Genomic DNA, 18,063 nt, shown 5'->3' on the forward strand with positions numbered 1-18,063 from the left:
GGTCTACACCATGAAGTTACGCGGCCTGTATGCCATCACTGACAGCCAGTTGCTGGCCGGCAAGTTTCTGCCCTATGTCGAAGCGGCCCTCGAAGGCGGCGTGACCTTGCTGCAGTACCGTGACAAGAGCCAGGACGAGTCCCGCCGGCTGCGCGAAGCGGAGGCCCTGGCCGAGCTGTGTGCACGCTACAACACTCAGTTGATCATCAACGATGACGCCGAGCTGGCCGCGCGCCTGGGCGTCGGCGTCCACCTAGGTCAGACCGACGGGCCGTTGACCCCGGCGCGAGCCTTGCTCGGGCGCAACGCCATCATCGGTTCCACCTGCCACGCGCAAATTGACCTGGCCGAGCAGGCCGCCCGTGAAGGCGCCAGCTACGTCGCCTTCGGCCGCTTCTTCAACTCGGTGACCAAGCCGGGCGCACCCGCCGCCGACATCGCCCTGCTGGAGCAAGCGCACGACCGCATCCATCTGCCGATCTGCGTGATCGGCGGCATCACCCTCGACAACGCCGCCCCGCTGGTCGCTCACGGCACCAGCCTGCTTGCGGTGATTCATGGCCTGTTCGGCGCCGACAGCACGCAGGAAGTCACCCGTCGTGCCCGCGCCTTCAACGCCCTGTTCGCATCTGCCTGATTGAGAGAGCCCATCATGTCTCGTTCCGAAACCCTGTTTGCCAACGCCCAGAAACACATCCCCGGTGGCGTCAACTCGCCGGTGCGGGCGTTCAAAAGCGTTGGCGGCACGCCGCTGTTCTTCAAGCACGCCGCCGGTGCCTATGTCACTGACGAAGACGACAAGCGCTACGTGGACTACGTCGGCTCCTGGGGCCCGATGATTCTCGGCCATAGCCACCCGGACGTGCTCGAGTCGGTACGCAAGCAACTGGAGCACGGCCTGTCCTACGGCGCCCCCACCGCCATGGAAACCGAAATGGCCGACCTGGTCTGCTCGATCGTGCCATCGATGGAAATGGTGCGCATGGTCAGTTCCGGCACCGAAGCGACCATGAGCGCCATCCGCCTGGCCCGTGGCTACACCGGCCGCGACAGCATCATCAAGTTCGAAGGCTGCTACCACGGCCACTCCGACAGCCTGCTGGTAAAAGCCGGTTCCGGCCTGCTGACCCAGGGCGTGCCAAGCTCCGCTGGCGTTCCGGCAGCCTTTGCCAAACACACCCTGACCCTGCCGTTCAACGACATCGACGCGGTCGAGAAGATGCTCGCTGACGTCGGCCAGGAAGTCGCCTGCATCATCGTCGAGCCGGTCGCCGGCAACATGAACTGCGTGCCGCCGGCGCCTGGTTTCCTCGAGGGCCTGCGCACACTGTGCGACCAGCACGGCGTGGTGCTGATCTTCGACGAAGTGATGACCGGTTTTCGCGTCGCCCTGGGTGGCGCCCAGGCGCACTACGGGGTCACCCCCGACCTGTCGACCTTCGGCAAGATCGTCGGCGGCGGCATGCCGGTGGGCTGCTTCGGCGGCAAGCGCACGATCATGGAACAGATCGCGCCGCTGGGCCCGGTCTACCAGGCCGGTACCCTGTCGGGCAACCCGCTGGCCATGGCCGCCGGCCTGACCACCCTCAAGCTGATCAGCCGCCCGGGCTTCCATGACGAGCTGAGCGCCTTCACCAGCCGCCTGCTCGATGGCCTGCAACAGCGCGCCGATGCCGCTGGCATCCCGTTCGTCACCACCCAGGCTGGCGGCATGTTCGGCCTGTACTTCAGTGGCGCCGACGATATCGTCACCTTCGATGACGTCATGGCCAGCGATGCCGAACGCTTCAAGCGCTTCTTCCACCTCATGCTCGAAGGTGGCGTGTACCTGGCGCCAAGCGCCTTCGAGGCAGGTTTTACCTCGATTGCCCACGGTGAACCCGAGCTGCAGATCACCCTGGATGCGGCTGAGCGAGCGTTCGCCAAGCTCTGATTTTTGCAGCCCTCGCGGGGCAAGCCAGCGCCCACAGTGATCATTGTGGGAGCGGGCTTGCCCCGCAATGGGGCCTTGCAAAGCAGAAAATCGAGTAAAGACTTTGTAAGGTAGGCGCTGCTTATCCCATAATGTGCCACCAGACACTTTGGCCGCAGCTTTGCAGAGGTATGTCGATCCCCATGAACCGCACCGGCCGCGCCCTTGCCCTGGGCTGCCTGTTGCTTCTTCAGCCCCTGCTGGCCACGGCAGGCGGTAACTCGTTGCTGATTCCAGCAACGGGCCGCTGCACCCTCGATTCCCAGCCCGAAGACCTGCCGCAAGCCCTCGCCGCCTGCCAGGACGCGGCCAAGTCCGGGGATGCCCAGGCCCAGTACGAGCTGGGTGAGTTCTACTACGAAGGCACCCATACCCCACGTGACCTCAACCAGGCCCTGAGCTACTTCGAGCAAGCCTCGCTGCAAGGCCACGCCGAGGCTCAATACCGCCTGGGCACCATGTTCTACAAGGGTGAAGGTGTGGCAGCCAACAATGTGCAGGCCTACATCGTACTGAAGATGGCCGCGGTCAACGGCGCAGAAGACGCGCTGGACATGGCCGACGAGGTGTCTGCCAAGATGCCCCGCGATGAGCTGGAAGTCGCTACCCAGGTGCTCGGGCAGATTTTCCGCAAATACCTGTTGGAGCTGCAGACCGCCGAAGGTCGCACGCCCTTCTCACCGCTGCCCTGAAACGCTCGCCTACTTCTCCGGCATTGGCATCGGGAACGGCATTACATTGCCAGTACCGCGCGCCTCGCTGATCTTGGGCGTGCCCAGACGCTCGACCTCGTCGATGCGCACGATCGAATGCATTGGCACAAAGCTGCGCACCACGCCTTCGAACTGGGCCTTGAGCTTTTCTTCGCTCGGGTCGACCACCACCTGGGTGCGCTCGCCAAAGACAAATTCCTCGACTTCAAGGAAGCCCCACAGATCGCTTTGATAGATCTGTTTGGCGTACATCTCGTACACCTGGCCCTGGTTGAGAAAGATCACTTTGTAGATCGGAGCTTCGCGTTTGGTCATTTTTGGCGGGGACAATCACGGGTGGTAAAGAAGGCGCAAACTATAACATAGGCACCGGGCCGACAACGCTAGGATCCAAAGCCCCAGGCCCTTATAATGTGCGGTTCTTCGAATCACCAGATGATCTCCCATGGCCAAGAAGCTTTACATCGAAACCCACGGTTGCCAGATGAACGAGTACGACAGCTCGCGCATGGTCGATCTGCTGGGTGAACATCAAGCCCTTGAAGTCACGGCCCGCGCCGAAGACGCCGACGTCATCCTGCTCAACACCTGCTCGATCCGCGAGCGCGCCCAGGACCGGGTGTACTCCCAGCTGGGCCGCTGGCGTGAACTCAAAGACCTGAAGCCGGACATGGTCATCGCCGTCGGCGGCTGCGTGGCCAGCCAGGAAGGCGAGTCGATCCGCAAGCGCGCGCCCTATGTCGACGTGGTCTTCGGCCCGCAGACCCTGCACCGCCTGCCGGAAATGATCGACGCCGCGCGCACCACGCGCCTGCCGCAGGTCGATGTGTCGTTCCCGGAAATCGAGAAGTTCGACCACCTGCCCGAACCGCGCATCGATGGCCCCACCGCCTATGTCTCGGTGATGGAAGGCTGCAGCAAGTACTGCACCTTCTGCGTGGTGCCCTATACCCGTGGCGAGGAAGTCAGCCGGCCGTTCGATGATGTACTGGCCGAGGTCATTCACCTGGCCGAGAACGGCGTGCGTGAAATCACTCTGCTGGGGCAGAACGTCAACGGCTACCGTGGCCAGACCCACGACGGGCGCCTGGCGGACCTTGCCGAGTTGATCCGCGTGGTCGCCGCCGTCGACGGTATCGAGCGTATCCGCTACACCACCTCGCACCCGCTGGAATTTTCCGACAGCCTGATCCAGGCCCACGCCGAGGTGCCGGAGCTGGTCAAGCACCTGCACCTGCCGGTCCAATCGGGCTCCGACCGGGTACTGGCGGCGATGAAGCGCAACCACACCACCCTCGAATACAAGTCCAAGCTGCGCAAACTCAAGGCCGCGGTGCCAGGCATCTGCATCAGCTCGGACTTCATCGTCGGCTTCCCCGGCGAAACCGAGAAAGACTTCGAGCAGACCATGAAGCTGGTGGCCGACGTCGGTTTCGACTTCTCCTACTCGTTCGTCTACAGCCAGCGTCCGGGCACCCCGGCTTCGGACCTGCCGGATGAAACCCCGGAAGAAGTGAAAAAAGAGCGCCTCAAGGCCTTGCAGCATCGCCTCGATACCCAAGGCTTCGAGATCAGCCGACAAATGGTCGGTACCGTCCAGCGCATTCTGGTCACCGACTACTCGCGCCGTGACCCCGGCCAGTTGCAGGGACGCACCGAGAATAACCGTATCGTCAACTTCCGCTGCGACAATCCCAAGCTGATCGGCCAGTTCGTCGACATCCATATCGACGACGCGCGTCCGCACTCGCTGTTCGGCTCGCTGGCCCATTGACCTGTCCTGCCGGGCCTTGTTACAGGCCCGGCGACCCTTGATCGTTTCAGCGCTTTCGCCCTGCAGCGGCTAGGGTTATCCTTGAGACCATATCCTTTGCCGTTGGGCGGCTGAAAAACGACCTTGAACGCACCTATCGAACCACATCGCTTCATCCTAGAGCCCTTCGAGGCCCATCGCTTCGCCAACCTGTGCGGGCAGTTCGACGAGCATCTGCGCCTGATCGAACAGCGCCTGGCCATCGAAATCCGCAACCGCGGCAATCAATTCGAGCTGATCGGCGAACCCAAACACACCTCCTCTGCCGAGCAACTGCTGCGCCGGCTCTATCGCGAAGCCAAGGCCACCGACCTGTCGCCGGAAATGGTCCACCTGTACCTGCAGGAATCGGCCGTCGAAGAGCTGGAAAATCCGGCCGTCAACGAAGTCAGCGTTTCCCTGCGTACACGCAAGGGCATGATTCGTCCTCGCGGGCTGAACCAGCAGCGCTATGTGAAGGAAATCCTCAGCAACGACATCAACTTCGGCATCGGCCCGGCCGGCACCGGCAAGACGTACCTGGCCGTGGCCTGCGCCGTCGATGCCCTGGAGCGTGAACAGGTGCGGCGCATCCTGCTGGTACGCCCGGCAGTCGAAGCGGGCGAAAAGCTCGGCTTCCTGCCTGGCGACCTGGCGCAGAAGATCGATCCGTACCTGCGTCCGCTGTACGACGCGCTGTACGAGATGCTCGGCTTCGAGCACGTGGCCAAGCTGATCGAACGCCAGGTGATCGAGATCGCCCCGCTGGCCTACATGCGCGGCCGTACCCTGAACAACAGCTTCATCATCCTCGACGAAAGCCAGAACACCACGGTCGAGCAGATGAAGATGTTCCTCACCCGTATCGGTTTCGGCTCCACCGCCGTGATCACCGGCGACATCACCCAGGTCGACCTGCCACGTGGCACCAAGTCGGGCCTGACCCAGGTCATCGAGGTGCTCAAGGGTGTGCCGGGCATCAGCTTCACGCACTTCCAGCCCAAGGACGTGGTCCGCCACCCGTTGGTGCAGCGGATTGTCGAAGCCTACGAGCGCTTCGACAGCCAGCAGCAGAACCCGACCGAAGGCAAACAACGCGATGCTTGAGCTCGATCTGCAGCTGGCAAGCGATGCGAACCACCCGAGCGAAGAGCAGTTCCGCCAATGGTGCGAGCTGGCCCTGCGCCAGCGCACGGCCGATTCGGAGCTGACCATTCGTCTGGTCGATGAAGCCGAAGGCCGTGAACTGAATCTCACCTGGCGAGGCAAAGACTACGCCACCAACGTGCTGTCCTTCCCGGCCGACGTGCCTGATGAACTGCTCGACATCCCGCTGCTGGGCGACCTGGTGATCTGCATCGCCGTGGTCGAGCGCGAAGCCGCCGAACAGAGCAAGGCGCTCGACGCCCACTGGGCGCACCTGGTCATCCACGGTTGCCTGCACCTGCTGGGCTACGACCACATCGACGACGATGAGGCCGAGGAAATGGAAGCACTGGAACGCACGTTGCTTGCGGAACTGGGCCATCCGGACCCGTACGCCGACGACGAACACGACGACATTTCAACACTGATATCTGCAAAGGATCACGAGTAACCGCCATGAGCGAAGATCGATCGAGCAACGGGCAAAAGTCCTGGCTGGGCAAACTGACCCAGGCTTTTGCCCACGAGCCGAAAAACCGTCAGGAGCTGCTTGAGCTGCTGCGCGAAGCCCATCAGAACAAGCTGCTCGACAGCGAGGCGCTGACCATTGTCGAGGGCGCCATCCAGGTCGCCGACCTGCAAGTGCGCGACATCATGGTGCCGCGCTCGCAGATGATGAGCATCAAGGCGACCCAGTCGCCACGTGAGTTCCTGCCGGCGGTGATCGACGCCGCGCACTCGCGCTACCCGGTCGTCGGCGAAAGCCATGACGACGTGCTCGGTGTGCTGCTGGCCAAGGACCTGTTGCCGCTGATCCTCAAGGAGAACGGCGACAGCTTCAACATCAAGGACCTGCTGCGCCCGGCCACCTTCGTGCCCGAGTCCAAGCGCCTGAACGTTCTGCTGCGTGAATTTCGCGCCAACCATAACCACATGGCCATCGTCATCGACGAATACGGCGGCGTGGCGGGCCTGGTGACCATCGAAGACGTACTTGAGCAGATCGTCGGCGACATCGAAGACGAACACGACGTCGAGGAAGACAGCTACATCAAGCCGCTGCCCAGTGGCGACTTCCTGATCAAGGCGCTGACCCCGATCGAAAACTTCAACGAGTTCTTCGACAGCCAGTTCTCCGACGACGAATTCGACACCGTCGGCGGCCTGGTCATGAGCGCCTTCGGCCACCTGCCCAAGCGTAACGAGACCACCGAGATCGGCCCGTACCGTTTCCGCATTCTCAACGCCGACAGCCGCCGGATTCACCTGCTGCGTCTGACCCCTATTACCCGTTAAGGACAACCATGCGCTGGATCACCCGCCCCGGCTGGCCCGGTAACCTGCTGGCCGTGGCGGCCGGTGCAATCACCACCCTGGCCCTGGCGCCGTTCGACATCTGGCCGCTGGCATTGCTCGCGGCCGGCCTGTTCTACCTCGGCCTGCGCGAGCTTAGCCCGCGCCAGGCCCTGGGCCGCGGCTGGTGCTTCGGTTTTGGCTTGTACGCCGCTGGCACCAGCTGGATCTACGTCAGTATCAACACCTATGGCGGTGCCACGCCGCTGCTGGCCACCGGGCTGTTGCTGGCGTTCTTCGCCGCCATAGCCTGGTTCTTTGCCCTGCCCGCCTGGCTCTGGGCACGCTGGCTGCGCCGCAACGAGGCGCCGTTGGCCGATGCCCTGTGCTTCGCCGCCCTGTGGGTAGGCCAGGAAGCTTTCCGCGGCTGGTTCCTTACCGGTTTCCCCTGGCTGTACTCCGGCTACAGCCAGCTTGACGGCCCCCTGTCGGGCCTGGCACCGCTGGGTGGCATGTGGCTGATCTCCTTCTGCCTGGCCCTGTGCGCGGCGCTGCTGTGCAACCTGCCACGCCTGCGGGCGCGCAAATCGTTCCTGGCGGTGGCCATCGTCCTGCTGCTGGCACCCTGGGCAATCGGCCTGGCGCTGAAGAACCACGCCTGGACAAGCCCTGCGGGCAAGCCGCTGACTGTCGCTGCGCTGCAAGGCAACGTCGAGCAGGAACTTAAATGGAACCCGGAACACATCAACGCCCAGTTGGCTCTGTACCGCGACATGAGCTTCAGCTCGAAACCGGTCGACCTGCTGGTATGGCCGGAAACCGCGGTGCCGATCCTCAAGGAACAAGCCCAGGGTTACCTGGACATGATGGGCAACTTCGCCGCCGAGCGTAATTCGGCGCTGATCACCGGGTTGCCGGTGCGCGAAGTGGTGCACGAGCAACGCCGCTATTACAACGGCATCACCGTAACCGGCGAAGGCGATGGCACTTACCTCAAGCAAAAACTGGTGCCGTTCGGCGAGTACGTGCCGCTGCAGGACATGCTCCGCGGCCTGATCGCCTTCTTCGACCTGCCAATGTCGGACTTTGCCCGCGGGCCGGCTGACCAGCCTCTGCTGCAGGCCAAGGGCTATCAGATCGCGCCATATATCTGCTACGAAGTGGTCTATCCGGAGTTTGCGGCGAGCCTGGCGGCGCGCAGCGATATTCTCCTGACCATCAGTAATGACACCTGGTTCGGCACCTCGATCGGCCCCCTGCAGCACCTGCAGATGGCCCAGATGCGCGCGCTGGAGGCCGGACGCTGGATGATCCGCGCCACCAACAATGGCGTCACCGGCCTGATCGACCCGTTCGGGCGGATCACCGCGCAGATCCCGCAGTTCGAGCGCGGCATCCTCTACGGCGAAGTGGTGCCGATGCAGCAACTCACCCCGTACCTGCAATGGCGCTCCTGGCCACTGGTGATTCTCTGCGCACTGCTGCTGGGCTGGGCCCTGCTGGCCAGCCGGATCGCCAAGACCGTCTAGTAGAACAGTTTGTAGCCGAGCAGGCCGACTGCCTCGTTGAGCAGTTGGCCGCTCTGCCACATGGACTTACCTTCCGGCAGCCAGCCACCGAAAGGCCGGGCGTGATCGCGGCCGAGAAAGCCCACCGGTGCCGGCACCACTTCAAACCCCGCCTGCTCGAAGCTCCAGCGTGAACGCTGCATGTGCCAGGCCTGGGTTACCACCACCACGCGCTTGATCCCCAGGGGCTGCAACAGCTCGGCGCTCATTTGGGCGTTTTCCCAGGTGGTGCGGCTGCGCTCTTCCTTCCAGCGTACAGTCACGCCCAGGTCACGTTGCAGGGCATCGGCCATCAGTTGCGCTTCGCTGGGTGGCGTATCGTAGTGCAGGCCGCCGCTGGTCAACACGGGCAACCCCGACGCCTTCGCCAACTGCGCGGCGTACCGCATGCGTTCCATGGCAACGCCCGTGGGCTGGTCCTGAGAATCCCAGGCCGGATCACCGCGTTCGCGGCCGGCGCCGAGGATGACGATGGCATCGGCATGCTGGCTAAGCCCTGCCCACTGGCTGGTGGCCAGTGCCGGTTCGCTTTCCAGTCGATAGGCGGCCTGCTCCACCATAATCGGCAGGCTCATCACCCACAGCCCGCCCAAGCCCAGGACGAAGCACAGGGTCGACAGCCGCGGCCAGGACCCGCGCAGCCACCAGGCAACCATAAGCAAAAAAAACAGAATGCCAGGCGGCATGATCATTTGTTTGATGAGATAGCGAAACGGCACGGGACACCTCCTTGGAGGTGCGCAGCCTAAGACGATCGGCACCTGGCAACAATAGCCAGGTGTCGATCAGAGAAGTTATTGACTCAGTGGCGCACTCCGCATTGCGCCGGAAAAACCCGAACGGCTACTTGAATTGCAGCGTCCTGGACTTTGCTGTGGTAGCGGAACGCTTGTCCTTGAGCCAGACGACTCTGGCCGCAGGCGGCGACTCCGGTTGTGGCAATGCGCCGACGCGTCCATGCCCGCCTTCCGGAAGGGATTCCAGATAGGCCTTGATCACTTCGAATTCAGCGCGGCTCAGACCACGCAACTCCAATTCAGCAGGCACTTCATCGCGTAATCGAACGGAAGTTCTGGCGACCTCGAGGGCCAGGCCCAGACGATCGATCAGCCGTTCGTAAAGCTCCGGTTTCGTTGCTTGTTGCTGCGACTCTCCCATCCGTTCACCTCATTGAAGGTAGATGTATCTCCCCCCACACATGAGCTTAGCGTTACTCGTAAAAGCAGCAGGACGCCGCGACCAACGGCCCGCCGCGCCACAGGCGGTGCAATCAGGGTTTCCCTCGATGGACAGGGGTCATGTATGCTAGGCCGTTCACCATACTTGACACCGGATTGCCGATGCAGCGGTTTGATCGCTGCCTGGATAAGGTCTCCCATTTCTCAGCGCAAAGTAGCCATGCACGAACTCTATCAGCCCCGCGAAATCGAAGCCGCCGCCCAGTCTTACTGGGATGAGCGAAAGTCTTTTGAAGTCAGTGAACAGCCAGGCAAGGACACGTACTACTGCCTATCGATGTTCCCGTACCCAAGCGGCAAGCTACATATGGGCCACGTGCGCAACTACACCATCGGTGACGTGATCGCCCGTTACCAGCGCATGCTCGGCAAGAACGTGCTGCAGCCAATGGGTTGGGACGCCTTCGGCATGCCGGCGGAAAACGCCGCGATGAAGAACAACGTCGCCCCGGCCAAGTGGACCTACGAAAACATCGAATACATGAAGACCCAGCTCAAGAGCCTGGGCCTGGCATTCGACTGGTCGCGAGAAGTCACCACCTGCAAGCCGGACTACTACCGCTGGGAACAGTGGCTGTTCACCCGCCTGTTCGAAAAAGGCGTGATCTACCGCAAGAACGGTACCGTGAACTGGGACCCGGCCGACCAGACCGTACTCGCCAACGAGCAGGTCATCGACGGCCGCGGCTGGCGTTCGGGCGCGCTGATCGAGAAGCGCGAAATTCCGATGTACTACTTCAAGATCACCGACTACGCCGACGAGCTGCTGGAAAGCCTCGATGAGCTGCCGGGCTGGCCTGAGCAGGTCAAGACCATGCAGCGCAACTGGATCGGCAAGTCCCGCGGCATGGAAGTGCAGTTCCCCTACGATCAGGCCAGCATCGGCCACGCCGGGGCCCTGAAGGTCTTCACCACCCGTCCGGACACCCTGATGGGCGCCACCTACGTGGCCGTTGCCGCCGAACACCCGCTGGCCACCCAGGCCGCCCAGGGCAACCCCGAGCTGCAAGCCTTCATCGATGAGTGCAAGAGCGGCAGCGTCGCCGAAGCCGACATCGCCACCCAGGAGAAAAAGGGCCTGGCCACTTCGCTGTTCGTGGAGCACCCGCTGACCGGCGAAAAACTGCCGGTGTGGGTCGCCAACTACGTGTTGATGCACTACGGCGACGGCGCGGTCATGGCTGTTCCGGCTCACGACGAACGCGATTTCGAGTTCGCCCACAAGTACAACCTGCCGGTCAAGGCGGTGATCCGTACCAGCGCTGGCGATGAAGTCGGCAGCGAGTGGCTGGTCGCCTACGGCGAGCATGGCCAGCTGATCAATTCCGGCGCATTCGACGGCCTGGACTTCCAGGGCGCCTTCGACGCCATCGAAGTGGCACTGATCAAGAAAGAGCTGGGTAAATCCCGCACCCAGTTCCGCCTGCGCGACTGGGGCATCAGCCGTCAGCGTTACTGGGGCTGCCCGATCCCGATCATCCACTGCCCAGCCTGTGGCGATGTTCCAGTACCGGAAGACCAATTGCCGGTCACCCTGCCAGAAAACGTCGTCCCCGATGGCGCCGGCTCGCCGCTGGCGCGCATGCCCGAGTTCTACGAGTGCAGCTGCCCTAAATGCGGCACCGCGGCCAAGCGCGAAACCGACACCATGGACACCTTCGTCGAGTCGTCCTGGTACTTCGCCCGCTACGCCTCGCCTAACTACGAAGGCGGCATGGTCGACCCGAAAGCGGCCAACCACTGGCTGCCGGTCGACCAGTACATCGGCGGTATCGAACACGCGATCCTGCACCTGCTGTACGCGCGCTTCTTCCACAAGCTGATGCGCGACGAAGGCCTGGTCACTTCCAACGAGCCGTTCAAGAACCTGCTGACCCAGGGCATGGTCGTCGCCGAAACCTACTACCGCGTTGCCAGCAATGGCGGCAAGGACTGGTTCAACCCGGCCGACGTCGAAATCGAGCGCGATGCCAAGGCCAAGATCATCGGCGCCACGCTGAAGACCGACGGTCTGCCGGTCGAGATCGGCGGCACCGAGAAGATGTCCAAGTCCAAGAACAACGGCGTTGACCCGCAGGCGATGATCGAAGCCTACGGCGCCGACACCTGCCGCCTGTTCATGATGTTCGCCTCGCCACCGGACATGAGCCTGGAATGGTCCGACTCCGGTGTCGAAGGTGCCAACCGCTTCCTGCGCCGCGTCTGGCGCCTGGCTCAGGCCCACGTAGCCCAGGGTCTGCCGGGCAAGCTGGACATCGCCAGCCTCGATGACGGGCAAAAAGTGATCCGCCGCGCCATCCACGCTGCCATCAAGCAGGCCAGCACCGATGTCGGTCAGTTCCACAAGTTCAACACCGCCATCGCCCAGGTGATGACCCTGATGAACGTGCTGGAAAAGGCCCCGCAAGCCAGCGAACAGGACCGCTCCCTGCTGCACGAAGGCCTGGAAGCCGTCGCCCTGCTGCTGGCACCGATCACCCCGCACATCAGCCATGAGCTGTGGCAGCGACTGGGTCACCAGGGCGCCGTGATCGACGCCGCCTGGCCGGTGCTGGACGAAAGCGCCCTGGTCCAGGACAGCATCGTCCTGGTCATCCAGGTCAACGGCAAGCTGCGTGGCCAGATCGAAATGCCGGCCGCGGCCAGCCGCGAGGAAGTCGAAGCCGCCGCCCGCAGCAACGAGAACGTGCTGCGCTTCACCGAAGGCCTGAGCATCCGCAAGGTCATCGTGGTACCGGGCAAGCTGGTCAACATCGTCGCCAACTGACAGGAAACGCCGGCCCGCCATAGCGCGGGCCGGCGCACAGAATCGGCCCACAAGGGAGCTACAACATGATCAAACGCAATCTGCTGGTAATGGGCCTGGCCGTCATGCTCAGCGCCTGCGGTTTCCAGCTGCGCGGTACTGGCAACACGGAACTGGCGATCAAGGAACTGGACCTGAGCGCGCGTAACGCCTACGGCGAAACCGTGACCAAACTGCGTCAGGCCCTGCAGAGCAGCGGCGTCAACGTCCACGCCGGCGCACCTTACAAGCTGGTGCTGACCAACGAGCAAGAGTCCCAGCGTGCGGCGAGCTACGCCGGTTCAGGTCGTTCTACCGAGTATGAGCTGACCACCGTGCTGACCTTCAGCATCGAAGGCCAAAACGACGCCAACCTGCTCAACGACAAGATCGAAGTGCGTAAGATCTACGTGCATGACGGCAACAACATCACCGGTTCCGATCAGGAAGCCGTCCAGACTCGCAAGGAAATGCGCCGCGATCTAGTGCAGAACATGCTCGTGCGCCTGCAGTTGCTGACCCCAAGCCAGCTCGACAGCCTGCAGCAAAAGGCTGACGAACGCGCCAAGGCCGAAGCCGACGCCCTGGAAGCCGCCCGCCGTGCCCAGGACGAAACGCCTCAGCAATCGCCGCTGCAACTGCCGGTCAACTGAGAATGAACGGGGCACTTCGGTGCCCCGTCTGCCATCATGAAACTCACTCCCGCCCAGCTCAACAAACACCTGCAAGGCAGCCTCGCGCCGGTCTACGTGATCAGTGGCGATGACCCGCTGCTGTGCCAGGAAGCCGCCGATGCCGTGCGTGCCGCGGCACGCCAGCAAGGTTTCGATGAACGCCAGGTGTTCAGCGCCGATGCCAACTTCGACTGGGGCACCCTGCTCCAGGCCGGGGCCAGCCTGTCGCTGTTTGCCCAGCGCCGTGTGCTCGAACTGCGTTTACCCTCCGGCAAGCCCGGCGACAAAGGCGCGGCGGCGCTGATCGAATACTGCTCCAACCCCGCTGAAGACACCCTGCTGCTGATCAGCCTGCCCAAACTCGATGGCAGCGCGCAGAAGACCAAGTGGGGCAAGGCACTGATCGAAGGCCAACACGCCCAGTTCGTACAGATCTGGCCGGTAGACAGCCACCAGCTGCCGCAATGGATCAGCCAGCGCCTGTCCCAGGCCGGGTTGAGCGCCCAGCGCGACGCAGTTGACCTGATCGCCGCCCGGGTTGAAGGCAACCTGCTGGCGGCGGCCCAGGAGATCGAGAAGCTCAAGCTGCTGGCCGAAGGCAATCAGATCACGGTCGAAACGGTGCAGGCGGCGGTAGCCGACAGCGCCCGTTTCGATGTTTTCGGCCTGGTCGATGCGATTCTCAATGGCGAGGCGGCCCACGCCTTGCGCATGCTTGAGGGATTGCGCGGCGAAGGTGTCGAGCCACCCGTGATTCTCTGGGCCCTGGCCCGGGAGCTGCGCCTGCTGGCCGGACTTGCCCAGCAGTTCAGCCAGGGCGTGCCGCTGGACAAGGCTTTCAGCCAGGCCCGGCCACCGGTCTGGGACAAGCGCAAGCCATTGATGAGCAAGGCCCTGCAACGCCATTCGGCGCAGCGTTGGAGTCAGTTGCTGCAAGATGCCCAGCGTATCGACGCACAGATCAAGGGCCAGGCACAGGGTTCGGCCTGGACCAGCCTGGCGCGCTTGTCGTTGTTGATGGCCGGGCAGCGCCTGGCGTTGCCGGCGGAGTGAAGCCGGGGGCTGCTTTGCAGCCCATCGCTGGCAAGCCAGCTCCCACGACCGTCCCTGTGGGAGCTGGCTTGCCAGCGATGGCTTCAACGCCTATATTGCGCTCCACACCCACCCCAGCAGGATCCCCTGTCATGAGCAAAAAACCCGCAAAACCCAGGCCCAACAAGGCCAAATCAATCGTTGCCCAGCCTCTGTTCCGTAGCCGCCAGGAACCCGCAGGCAAAGGCAAAGGCAGCTACCGCCGCGAAGCCTTCCAATCGAGAGATTGGGAGGCTTCTTACTTTTTGGCCGCATAAAGGCAAGAATTCGGCAGGCATGGTATGGTCGACACCTGACCTGAAATACCTGGACCTGTGCATGCCCCTTTGTCTTTCCCGTCGCTGGCAACCTCGTCAGCTGATTGCCGCCTCCAGCCTCATCCTGCTTGTCGCCTGCGCGGAAAAACCCACCGCCGCCGATGCACTGCCGCTGGCCCCTGCCCAGCCTGCTCCGGTAGTCACCCTGCCCAACCCCGCCGTCGACACCAGCACTGAAATCCAGCCGCTGCAAACTTTTGCCCAATGGCAGGCAGGCTTCCGTCAGCAAGCCCTGCAAGCGGGCATCAACGCCAGCACCTTCGACAGCGCCTTCCTCGGCGTCACGCCTGACATGGACGTGATCAAGGCTGACCGCAGCCAGCCGGAGTTCACCCGGCCGGTATGGGAATACCTCGATGGCGCGCTGTCGCCGCTGCGCGTTCGCAATGGCAAGGGCCTGCTGGAAAAACACGCTGAACTGCTGAGCCAGATCGAACAACGCTATGGCGTTGATCGCAACGTGCTGGTGTCGGTGTGGGGCATGGAAAGCAACTTCGGCCAGTTCCAGGGCAACAAATCGGTGATCCGCTCCCTGGCCACCTTGGCTTATGAAGGCCGCCGCCCGGCTTTTGCCCAGGCGCAGCTGATCGCGGCCCTGCAGATCCTGCAAAACGGTGATATCCAGCCCGACGCCATGAAAGGCTCGTGGGCCGGCGCCATGGGCCAGACCCAGTTCATCCCCACCACCTACAACACCCATGCCGTGGACTTCGATGGCGATGGCCGTCGCGATATCTGGAACAGCTCGGCTGACGCCCTGGCCTCCACTGCCCACTACCTGCAGAGCTCCGGCTGGAAACGCGGCGAGCCTTGGGGTTTTGAGGTGCAGCTGGCGCCTGGCTTCGATTACTGGCTGGCGGATGGCAGCCAGCGCAAGACAGTCTCCGAATGGCTGCAACTGGGGCTGAAACTGCCTGCCGGCGTACGTCTGCCTACCGGTAGCGAGCAGCTCTCTGCCGCCCTGTTGCTGCCGGCCGGTTATCGCGGCCCGGCGTTCCTGGTGCTGGACAACTTCCGCGCGATCCTCAAGTACAACAACTCGTCGTCCTACGCCATGGCCGTCGGCCTGCTTGGCCAACGGTTCGACGGCTCGGGTTACATCGCCGGATCCTGGCCCAAGGACGACTTGCCGCTGAGCCGCAGCGAGCGGGTCGAATTGCAGACCCTGCTCAGCGCCCGCAACTACGACGCCGGGGCCGCCGACGGCATTATCGGCGCCAACACCCGCAAGGCCATTCGCAGCGCCCAGCAGGCGATGGGCTGGCCTGCCGACGGCTATCCGACGCACAAGCTGCTGGATAGCCTGCGCCAGCGTTGATCCCTAATCGCGGGGCAAGCCCGCTCCTACACAGGTAGGAGCGGGTTTGCCCCGCGGATGGCGCTCAAACAGATCCTGCTCAAGGCGCAAACACTTGCCATCGGCATCCAGACACACCCTGGCCCCCATCGGCAAGGTCAGGTTCGGGTCGCAATGACCACTGCGCCATCCCCCCAACACCGGCACCTGCAACGGCTCGAAGAACTGACGCATCAAGGGCGCCAGCGCCTGCAGCGTGATCCCGGCAAAATCCCCGACCAGCACGCCACGAATGCCTTCAAGCTTGCCCGCCAGGCGCAACTGGGTCAGCAGGCGATCGACCCGGTACAGCGGTTCGTTAACGTCTTCAACAAACAGGATACCGCTGCCACACTGTATTTCTGCGGGTGTCCCCAGGGTCGCGCACAACAGTGACAGATTACCGCCCAGCAAGGGCCCGCTGGCCGCGCCTGGCAGGATGGTGGTCAACGGCCAGGCCTGCGGATGCTCAATAACATCGCCAGCGCTCAAACGGCCGCTGAGCTGCTCGAACAGCGACGCCAGGGTCGGTTCCTGCTTGTTACCCAGCAATTCCGACTTGAGCATGGCGCCGTGGAACGACACGAACCCGGCATGACGGGCAATGGCCGTGTGCAGCGCGGTGATGTCGCTGTAGCCGACCAAAGGCTTGGGGTGACGGCGCAGCAGGCCAAAATCGATGTTGTCCAACAGGCGCATGCTGCCGTAGCCACCGCGCAGGCAGATGATGGCATCGACATCCTCGGCAGCGAAGGCGCTGTGCAGATCTTGCAACCGCTGCGCATCGCTACCGGCCAGGTAGCCCTCGGCGGCGGTCACCCCCGGGTAGATCCGGCAACGATAGCCGCGCGCCTCGAACCACTGGTTGACCTTGAGCGTATCGACCTGGGCAGGACCTGCCGGGGCAATGATTGCAATCAGTCCACCTGCCGGCAAGGCCGCCGGCAGGGGCTGGGCATTCGTCAACAGGCCGGCCTGTTGCGTGAAGGGAAGGTTCATCCAGACGACTCCTTGTGTGGACTGATCCGTCCACAGTAAATCAACGATCCGTTCGACGGCGCAAGGAAGCCTTGCCGCAAACAAAAATGCCGATGCCGCAGGGTAGCGGGCATCGGCATTGAGGCACGGCGGCGTCGATCAGAGCTTGATCTTGGCCTCGTGCGCTTGCTGGTCAGCATGGTACGAAGAACGCACCAGCGGGCCGGAGGCGACGTTCTTGAAGCCCATCTTGTAGCCTTCTTCGGCGAACCAGGCGAAGGTGTCCGGGTGCACGAAACGCTGCACCGGCAAGTGGCTACGCGACGGCTGCAGGTACTGGCCGAGGGTCAGCATGTCGATGTTGTGCTCGCGCATGCGGTGCATCACTTCGATCACTTCTTCGTCGGTTTCGCCAAGGCCCAGCATCAGCCCGGACTTGGTCGGTACATGCGGCACCAGTTCCTTGAACTTCTGCAGCAGGGTCAGCGACCACTGGTAGTCCGAACCCGGACGCGCAGCCTTGTACAGGCGAGGCACGGTTTCGAGGTTGTGGTTGAACACATCCGGCGGGGTCTCGGCGGTGATCGCCAGGGCCACATCCATGCGCCCGCGGTAGTCCGGCACCAGGGTCTCGAGCTGGACGCCCGGCGACAGTGCGCGAATTTCACGGATGCAGTCGGCAAAGTGCTGGGCACCGCCATCACGCAGGTCGTCGCGGTCCACCGAAGTGATCACCACGTACTTCAGGCGCAGGTCGGCGATGGCCACGGCAAGGTTCTTTGGCTCGTCAACGTCCAGAGGCTTGGGCCGGCCATGGCCGACGTCGCAGAACGGGCAACGGCGGGTGCAGATGTCACCCATGATCATGAAGGTGGCGGTGCCGCCAGAGAAGCATTCGCCCAGGTTCGGGCACGAGGCTTCTTCGCAGACGCTGTGCAACTTGTGTTTGCGCAGCAGTTGCTTGATACGGTCGACTTCCGGCGAAACCGGAATACGCACGCGAATCCAGTCAGGCTTTTTTGGCAGCTCGTCGGTGGGGATGATCTTCACCGGGATACGCGCGACTTTTTCCGCGCCACGCAGTTTGACACCCGCCTCGACCTTCGGCCGTGGCGCTGGCGTCACGCTTTGCACTGATTCTTGCACAACAGTAGTCATA

18 protein-coding genes are annotated in these 18,063 nt (G+C 63.0%); 13 read left to right on the forward strand and 5 right to left on the reverse strand.

Features of this window, described 5'->3' with window-relative positions; all coding sequences use genetic code 11:
• The first annotated feature begins 10 nt into the window (after positions 1 to 10).
• The 3 genes from thiE (at position 11) to LOY45_RS23275 (ending at position 2,664) form a co-directional block, all read left to right on the forward strand.
• On the forward strand, positions 11 to 637 hold the full coding sequence (gene thiE, locus LOY45_RS23265) for a thiamine phosphate synthase (protein ID WP_258578427.1): 627 nt from the start codon (positions 11 to 13) through the stop codon (positions 635 to 637).
• A gap of 15 nt (positions 638 to 652) precedes the next feature.
• The gene (gene hemL / locus LOY45_RS23270) at positions 653 to 1,933 is read left to right on the forward strand and encodes a glutamate-1-semialdehyde 2,1-aminomutase (protein WP_258578428.1); all 1,281 of its coding nucleotides are present in this window, start codon (positions 653 to 655) and stop codon (positions 1,931 to 1,933) included.
• Between the two features lie 182 nt (positions 1,934 to 2,115).
• Positions 2,116 to 2,664 (forward strand): tetratricopeptide repeat protein, encoded by a 549-nt coding sequence (locus LOY45_RS23275; protein ID WP_115085173.1) that lies wholly within the window; start codon positions 2,116 to 2,118, stop codon positions 2,662 to 2,664.
• A 9-nt stretch (positions 2,665 to 2,673) separates the two neighbouring features.
• Here LOY45_RS23275 and LOY45_RS23280 read toward each other — a convergent pair whose 3' ends face one another.
• A complete protein-coding gene (locus LOY45_RS23280; RefSeq protein WP_010222917.1) occupies positions 2,674 to 3,000 on the reverse strand; it encodes a DUF1820 family protein in 327 nt (108 codons plus the stop codon).
• A gap of 130 nt (positions 3,001 to 3,130) precedes the next feature.
• Here LOY45_RS23280 and miaB point away from each other — a divergent pair, with 130 nt between their 5' ends.
• The 5 genes from miaB to lnt all read left to right on the forward strand — a co-directional run bounded on the left by miaB (position 3,131) and on the right by lnt (position 8,445).
• Complete coding sequence (gene miaB / locus LOY45_RS23285) at positions 3,131 to 4,459, forward strand: tRNA (N6-isopentenyl adenosine(37)-C2)-methylthiotransferase MiaB (protein ID WP_115085172.1); 1,329 nt, start codon at positions 3,131 to 3,133, stop codon at positions 4,457 to 4,459.
• A 123-nt stretch (positions 4,460 to 4,582) separates the two neighbouring features.
• Positions 4,583 to 5,584 (forward strand): PhoH family protein, encoded by a 1,002-nt coding sequence (locus LOY45_RS23290; protein WP_115085171.1) that lies wholly within the window; start codon positions 4,583 to 4,585, stop codon positions 5,582 to 5,584.
• Positions 5,577 to 6,074, forward strand: coding sequence for an rRNA maturation RNase YbeY (ybeY, locus tag LOY45_RS23295; RefSeq protein WP_115085170.1), 498 nt, complete (start codon positions 5,577 to 5,579; stop codon positions 6,072 to 6,074). The genes LOY45_RS23290 and ybeY overlap by 8 nt, the downstream gene beginning before the upstream one ends.
• A gap of 5 nt (positions 6,075 to 6,079) precedes the next feature.
• Positions 6,080 to 6,919, forward strand: coding sequence for an HlyC/CorC family transporter (locus LOY45_RS23300; RefSeq protein WP_010222913.1), 840 nt, complete (start codon positions 6,080 to 6,082; stop codon positions 6,917 to 6,919).
• Between the two features lie 8 nt (positions 6,920 to 6,927).
• Complete coding sequence (gene lnt, locus LOY45_RS23305; protein ID WP_115085169.1) at positions 6,928 to 8,445, forward strand: apolipoprotein N-acyltransferase; 1,518 nt, start codon at positions 6,928 to 6,930, stop codon at positions 8,443 to 8,445.
• Here the strand turns inward: lnt and LOY45_RS23310 are convergent.
• Complete coding sequence (locus LOY45_RS23310) at positions 8,442 to 9,203, reverse strand: YdcF family protein (RefSeq protein WP_258578430.1); 762 nt, start codon at positions 9,201 to 9,203, stop codon at positions 8,442 to 8,444. The genes lnt and LOY45_RS23310 overlap by 4 nt on opposite strands.
• Before the next feature lie 124 nt (positions 9,204 to 9,327).
• A complete protein-coding gene (locus LOY45_RS23315; RefSeq protein WP_115085167.1) occupies positions 9,328 to 9,642 on the reverse strand; it encodes a hypothetical protein in 315 nt (104 codons plus the stop codon).
• Positions 9,643 to 9,882: 240 nt separating this feature from the next.
• On the opposite strand from LOY45_RS23315, the gene leuS reads away from it, so the two are divergent.
• From leuS to LOY45_RS23340, 5 genes are all read left to right on the forward strand, one after another.
• Positions 9,883 to 12,489: a leucine--tRNA ligase gene (leuS, locus tag LOY45_RS23320; protein WP_258578431.1), complete on the forward strand. Its 2,607-nt coding sequence runs from the start codon at positions 9,883 to 9,885 to the stop codon at positions 12,487 to 12,489.
• A gap of 65 nt (positions 12,490 to 12,554) precedes the next feature.
• Positions 12,555 to 13,160: an LPS-assembly lipoprotein LptE gene (locus LOY45_RS23325; RefSeq protein ID WP_258578432.1), complete on the forward strand. Its 606-nt coding sequence runs from the start codon at positions 12,555 to 12,557 to the stop codon at positions 13,158 to 13,160.
• Positions 13,161 to 13,196: 36 nt separating this feature from the next.
• A complete protein-coding gene (gene holA, locus LOY45_RS23330; protein WP_115085164.1) occupies positions 13,197 to 14,234 on the forward strand; it encodes a DNA polymerase III subunit delta in 1,038 nt (345 codons plus the stop codon).
• 131 nt (positions 14,235 to 14,365) lie between these two features.
• A complete protein-coding gene (arfA, locus tag LOY45_RS23335; RefSeq protein ID WP_258578433.1) occupies positions 14,366 to 14,530 on the forward strand; it encodes an alternative ribosome rescue factor ArfA in 165 nt (54 codons plus the stop codon).
• 61 nt (positions 14,531 to 14,591) lie between these two features.
• On the forward strand, positions 14,592 to 15,908 hold the full coding sequence (locus LOY45_RS23340) for a lytic murein transglycosylase (protein WP_115085269.1): 1,317 nt from the start codon (positions 14,592 to 14,594) through the stop codon (positions 15,906 to 15,908).
• Between the two features lie 3 nt (positions 15,909 to 15,911).
• On the opposite strand, the gene LOY45_RS23345 is transcribed toward LOY45_RS23340, so the two are convergent.
• Positions 15,912 to 16,925, reverse strand: coding sequence for a S66 peptidase family protein (locus LOY45_RS23345; protein ID WP_258578434.1), 1,014 nt, complete (start codon positions 16,923 to 16,925; stop codon positions 15,912 to 15,914).
• A 138-nt stretch (positions 16,926 to 17,063) separates the two neighbouring features.
• On the reverse strand, positions 17,064 to 18,062 hold the full coding sequence (gene lipA / locus LOY45_RS23350) for a lipoyl synthase (RefSeq protein ID WP_258578435.1): 999 nt from the start codon (positions 18,060 to 18,062) through the stop codon (positions 17,064 to 17,066).
• Between the last annotated feature and the right edge of the window lies 1 nt (position 18,063).

This window comes from Pseudomonas wadenswilerensis, from assembly GCF_024749185.1.
GTDB lineage: Bacteria > Pseudomonadota > Gammaproteobacteria > Pseudomonadales > Pseudomonadaceae > Aquipseudomonas > Aquipseudomonas wadenswilerensis.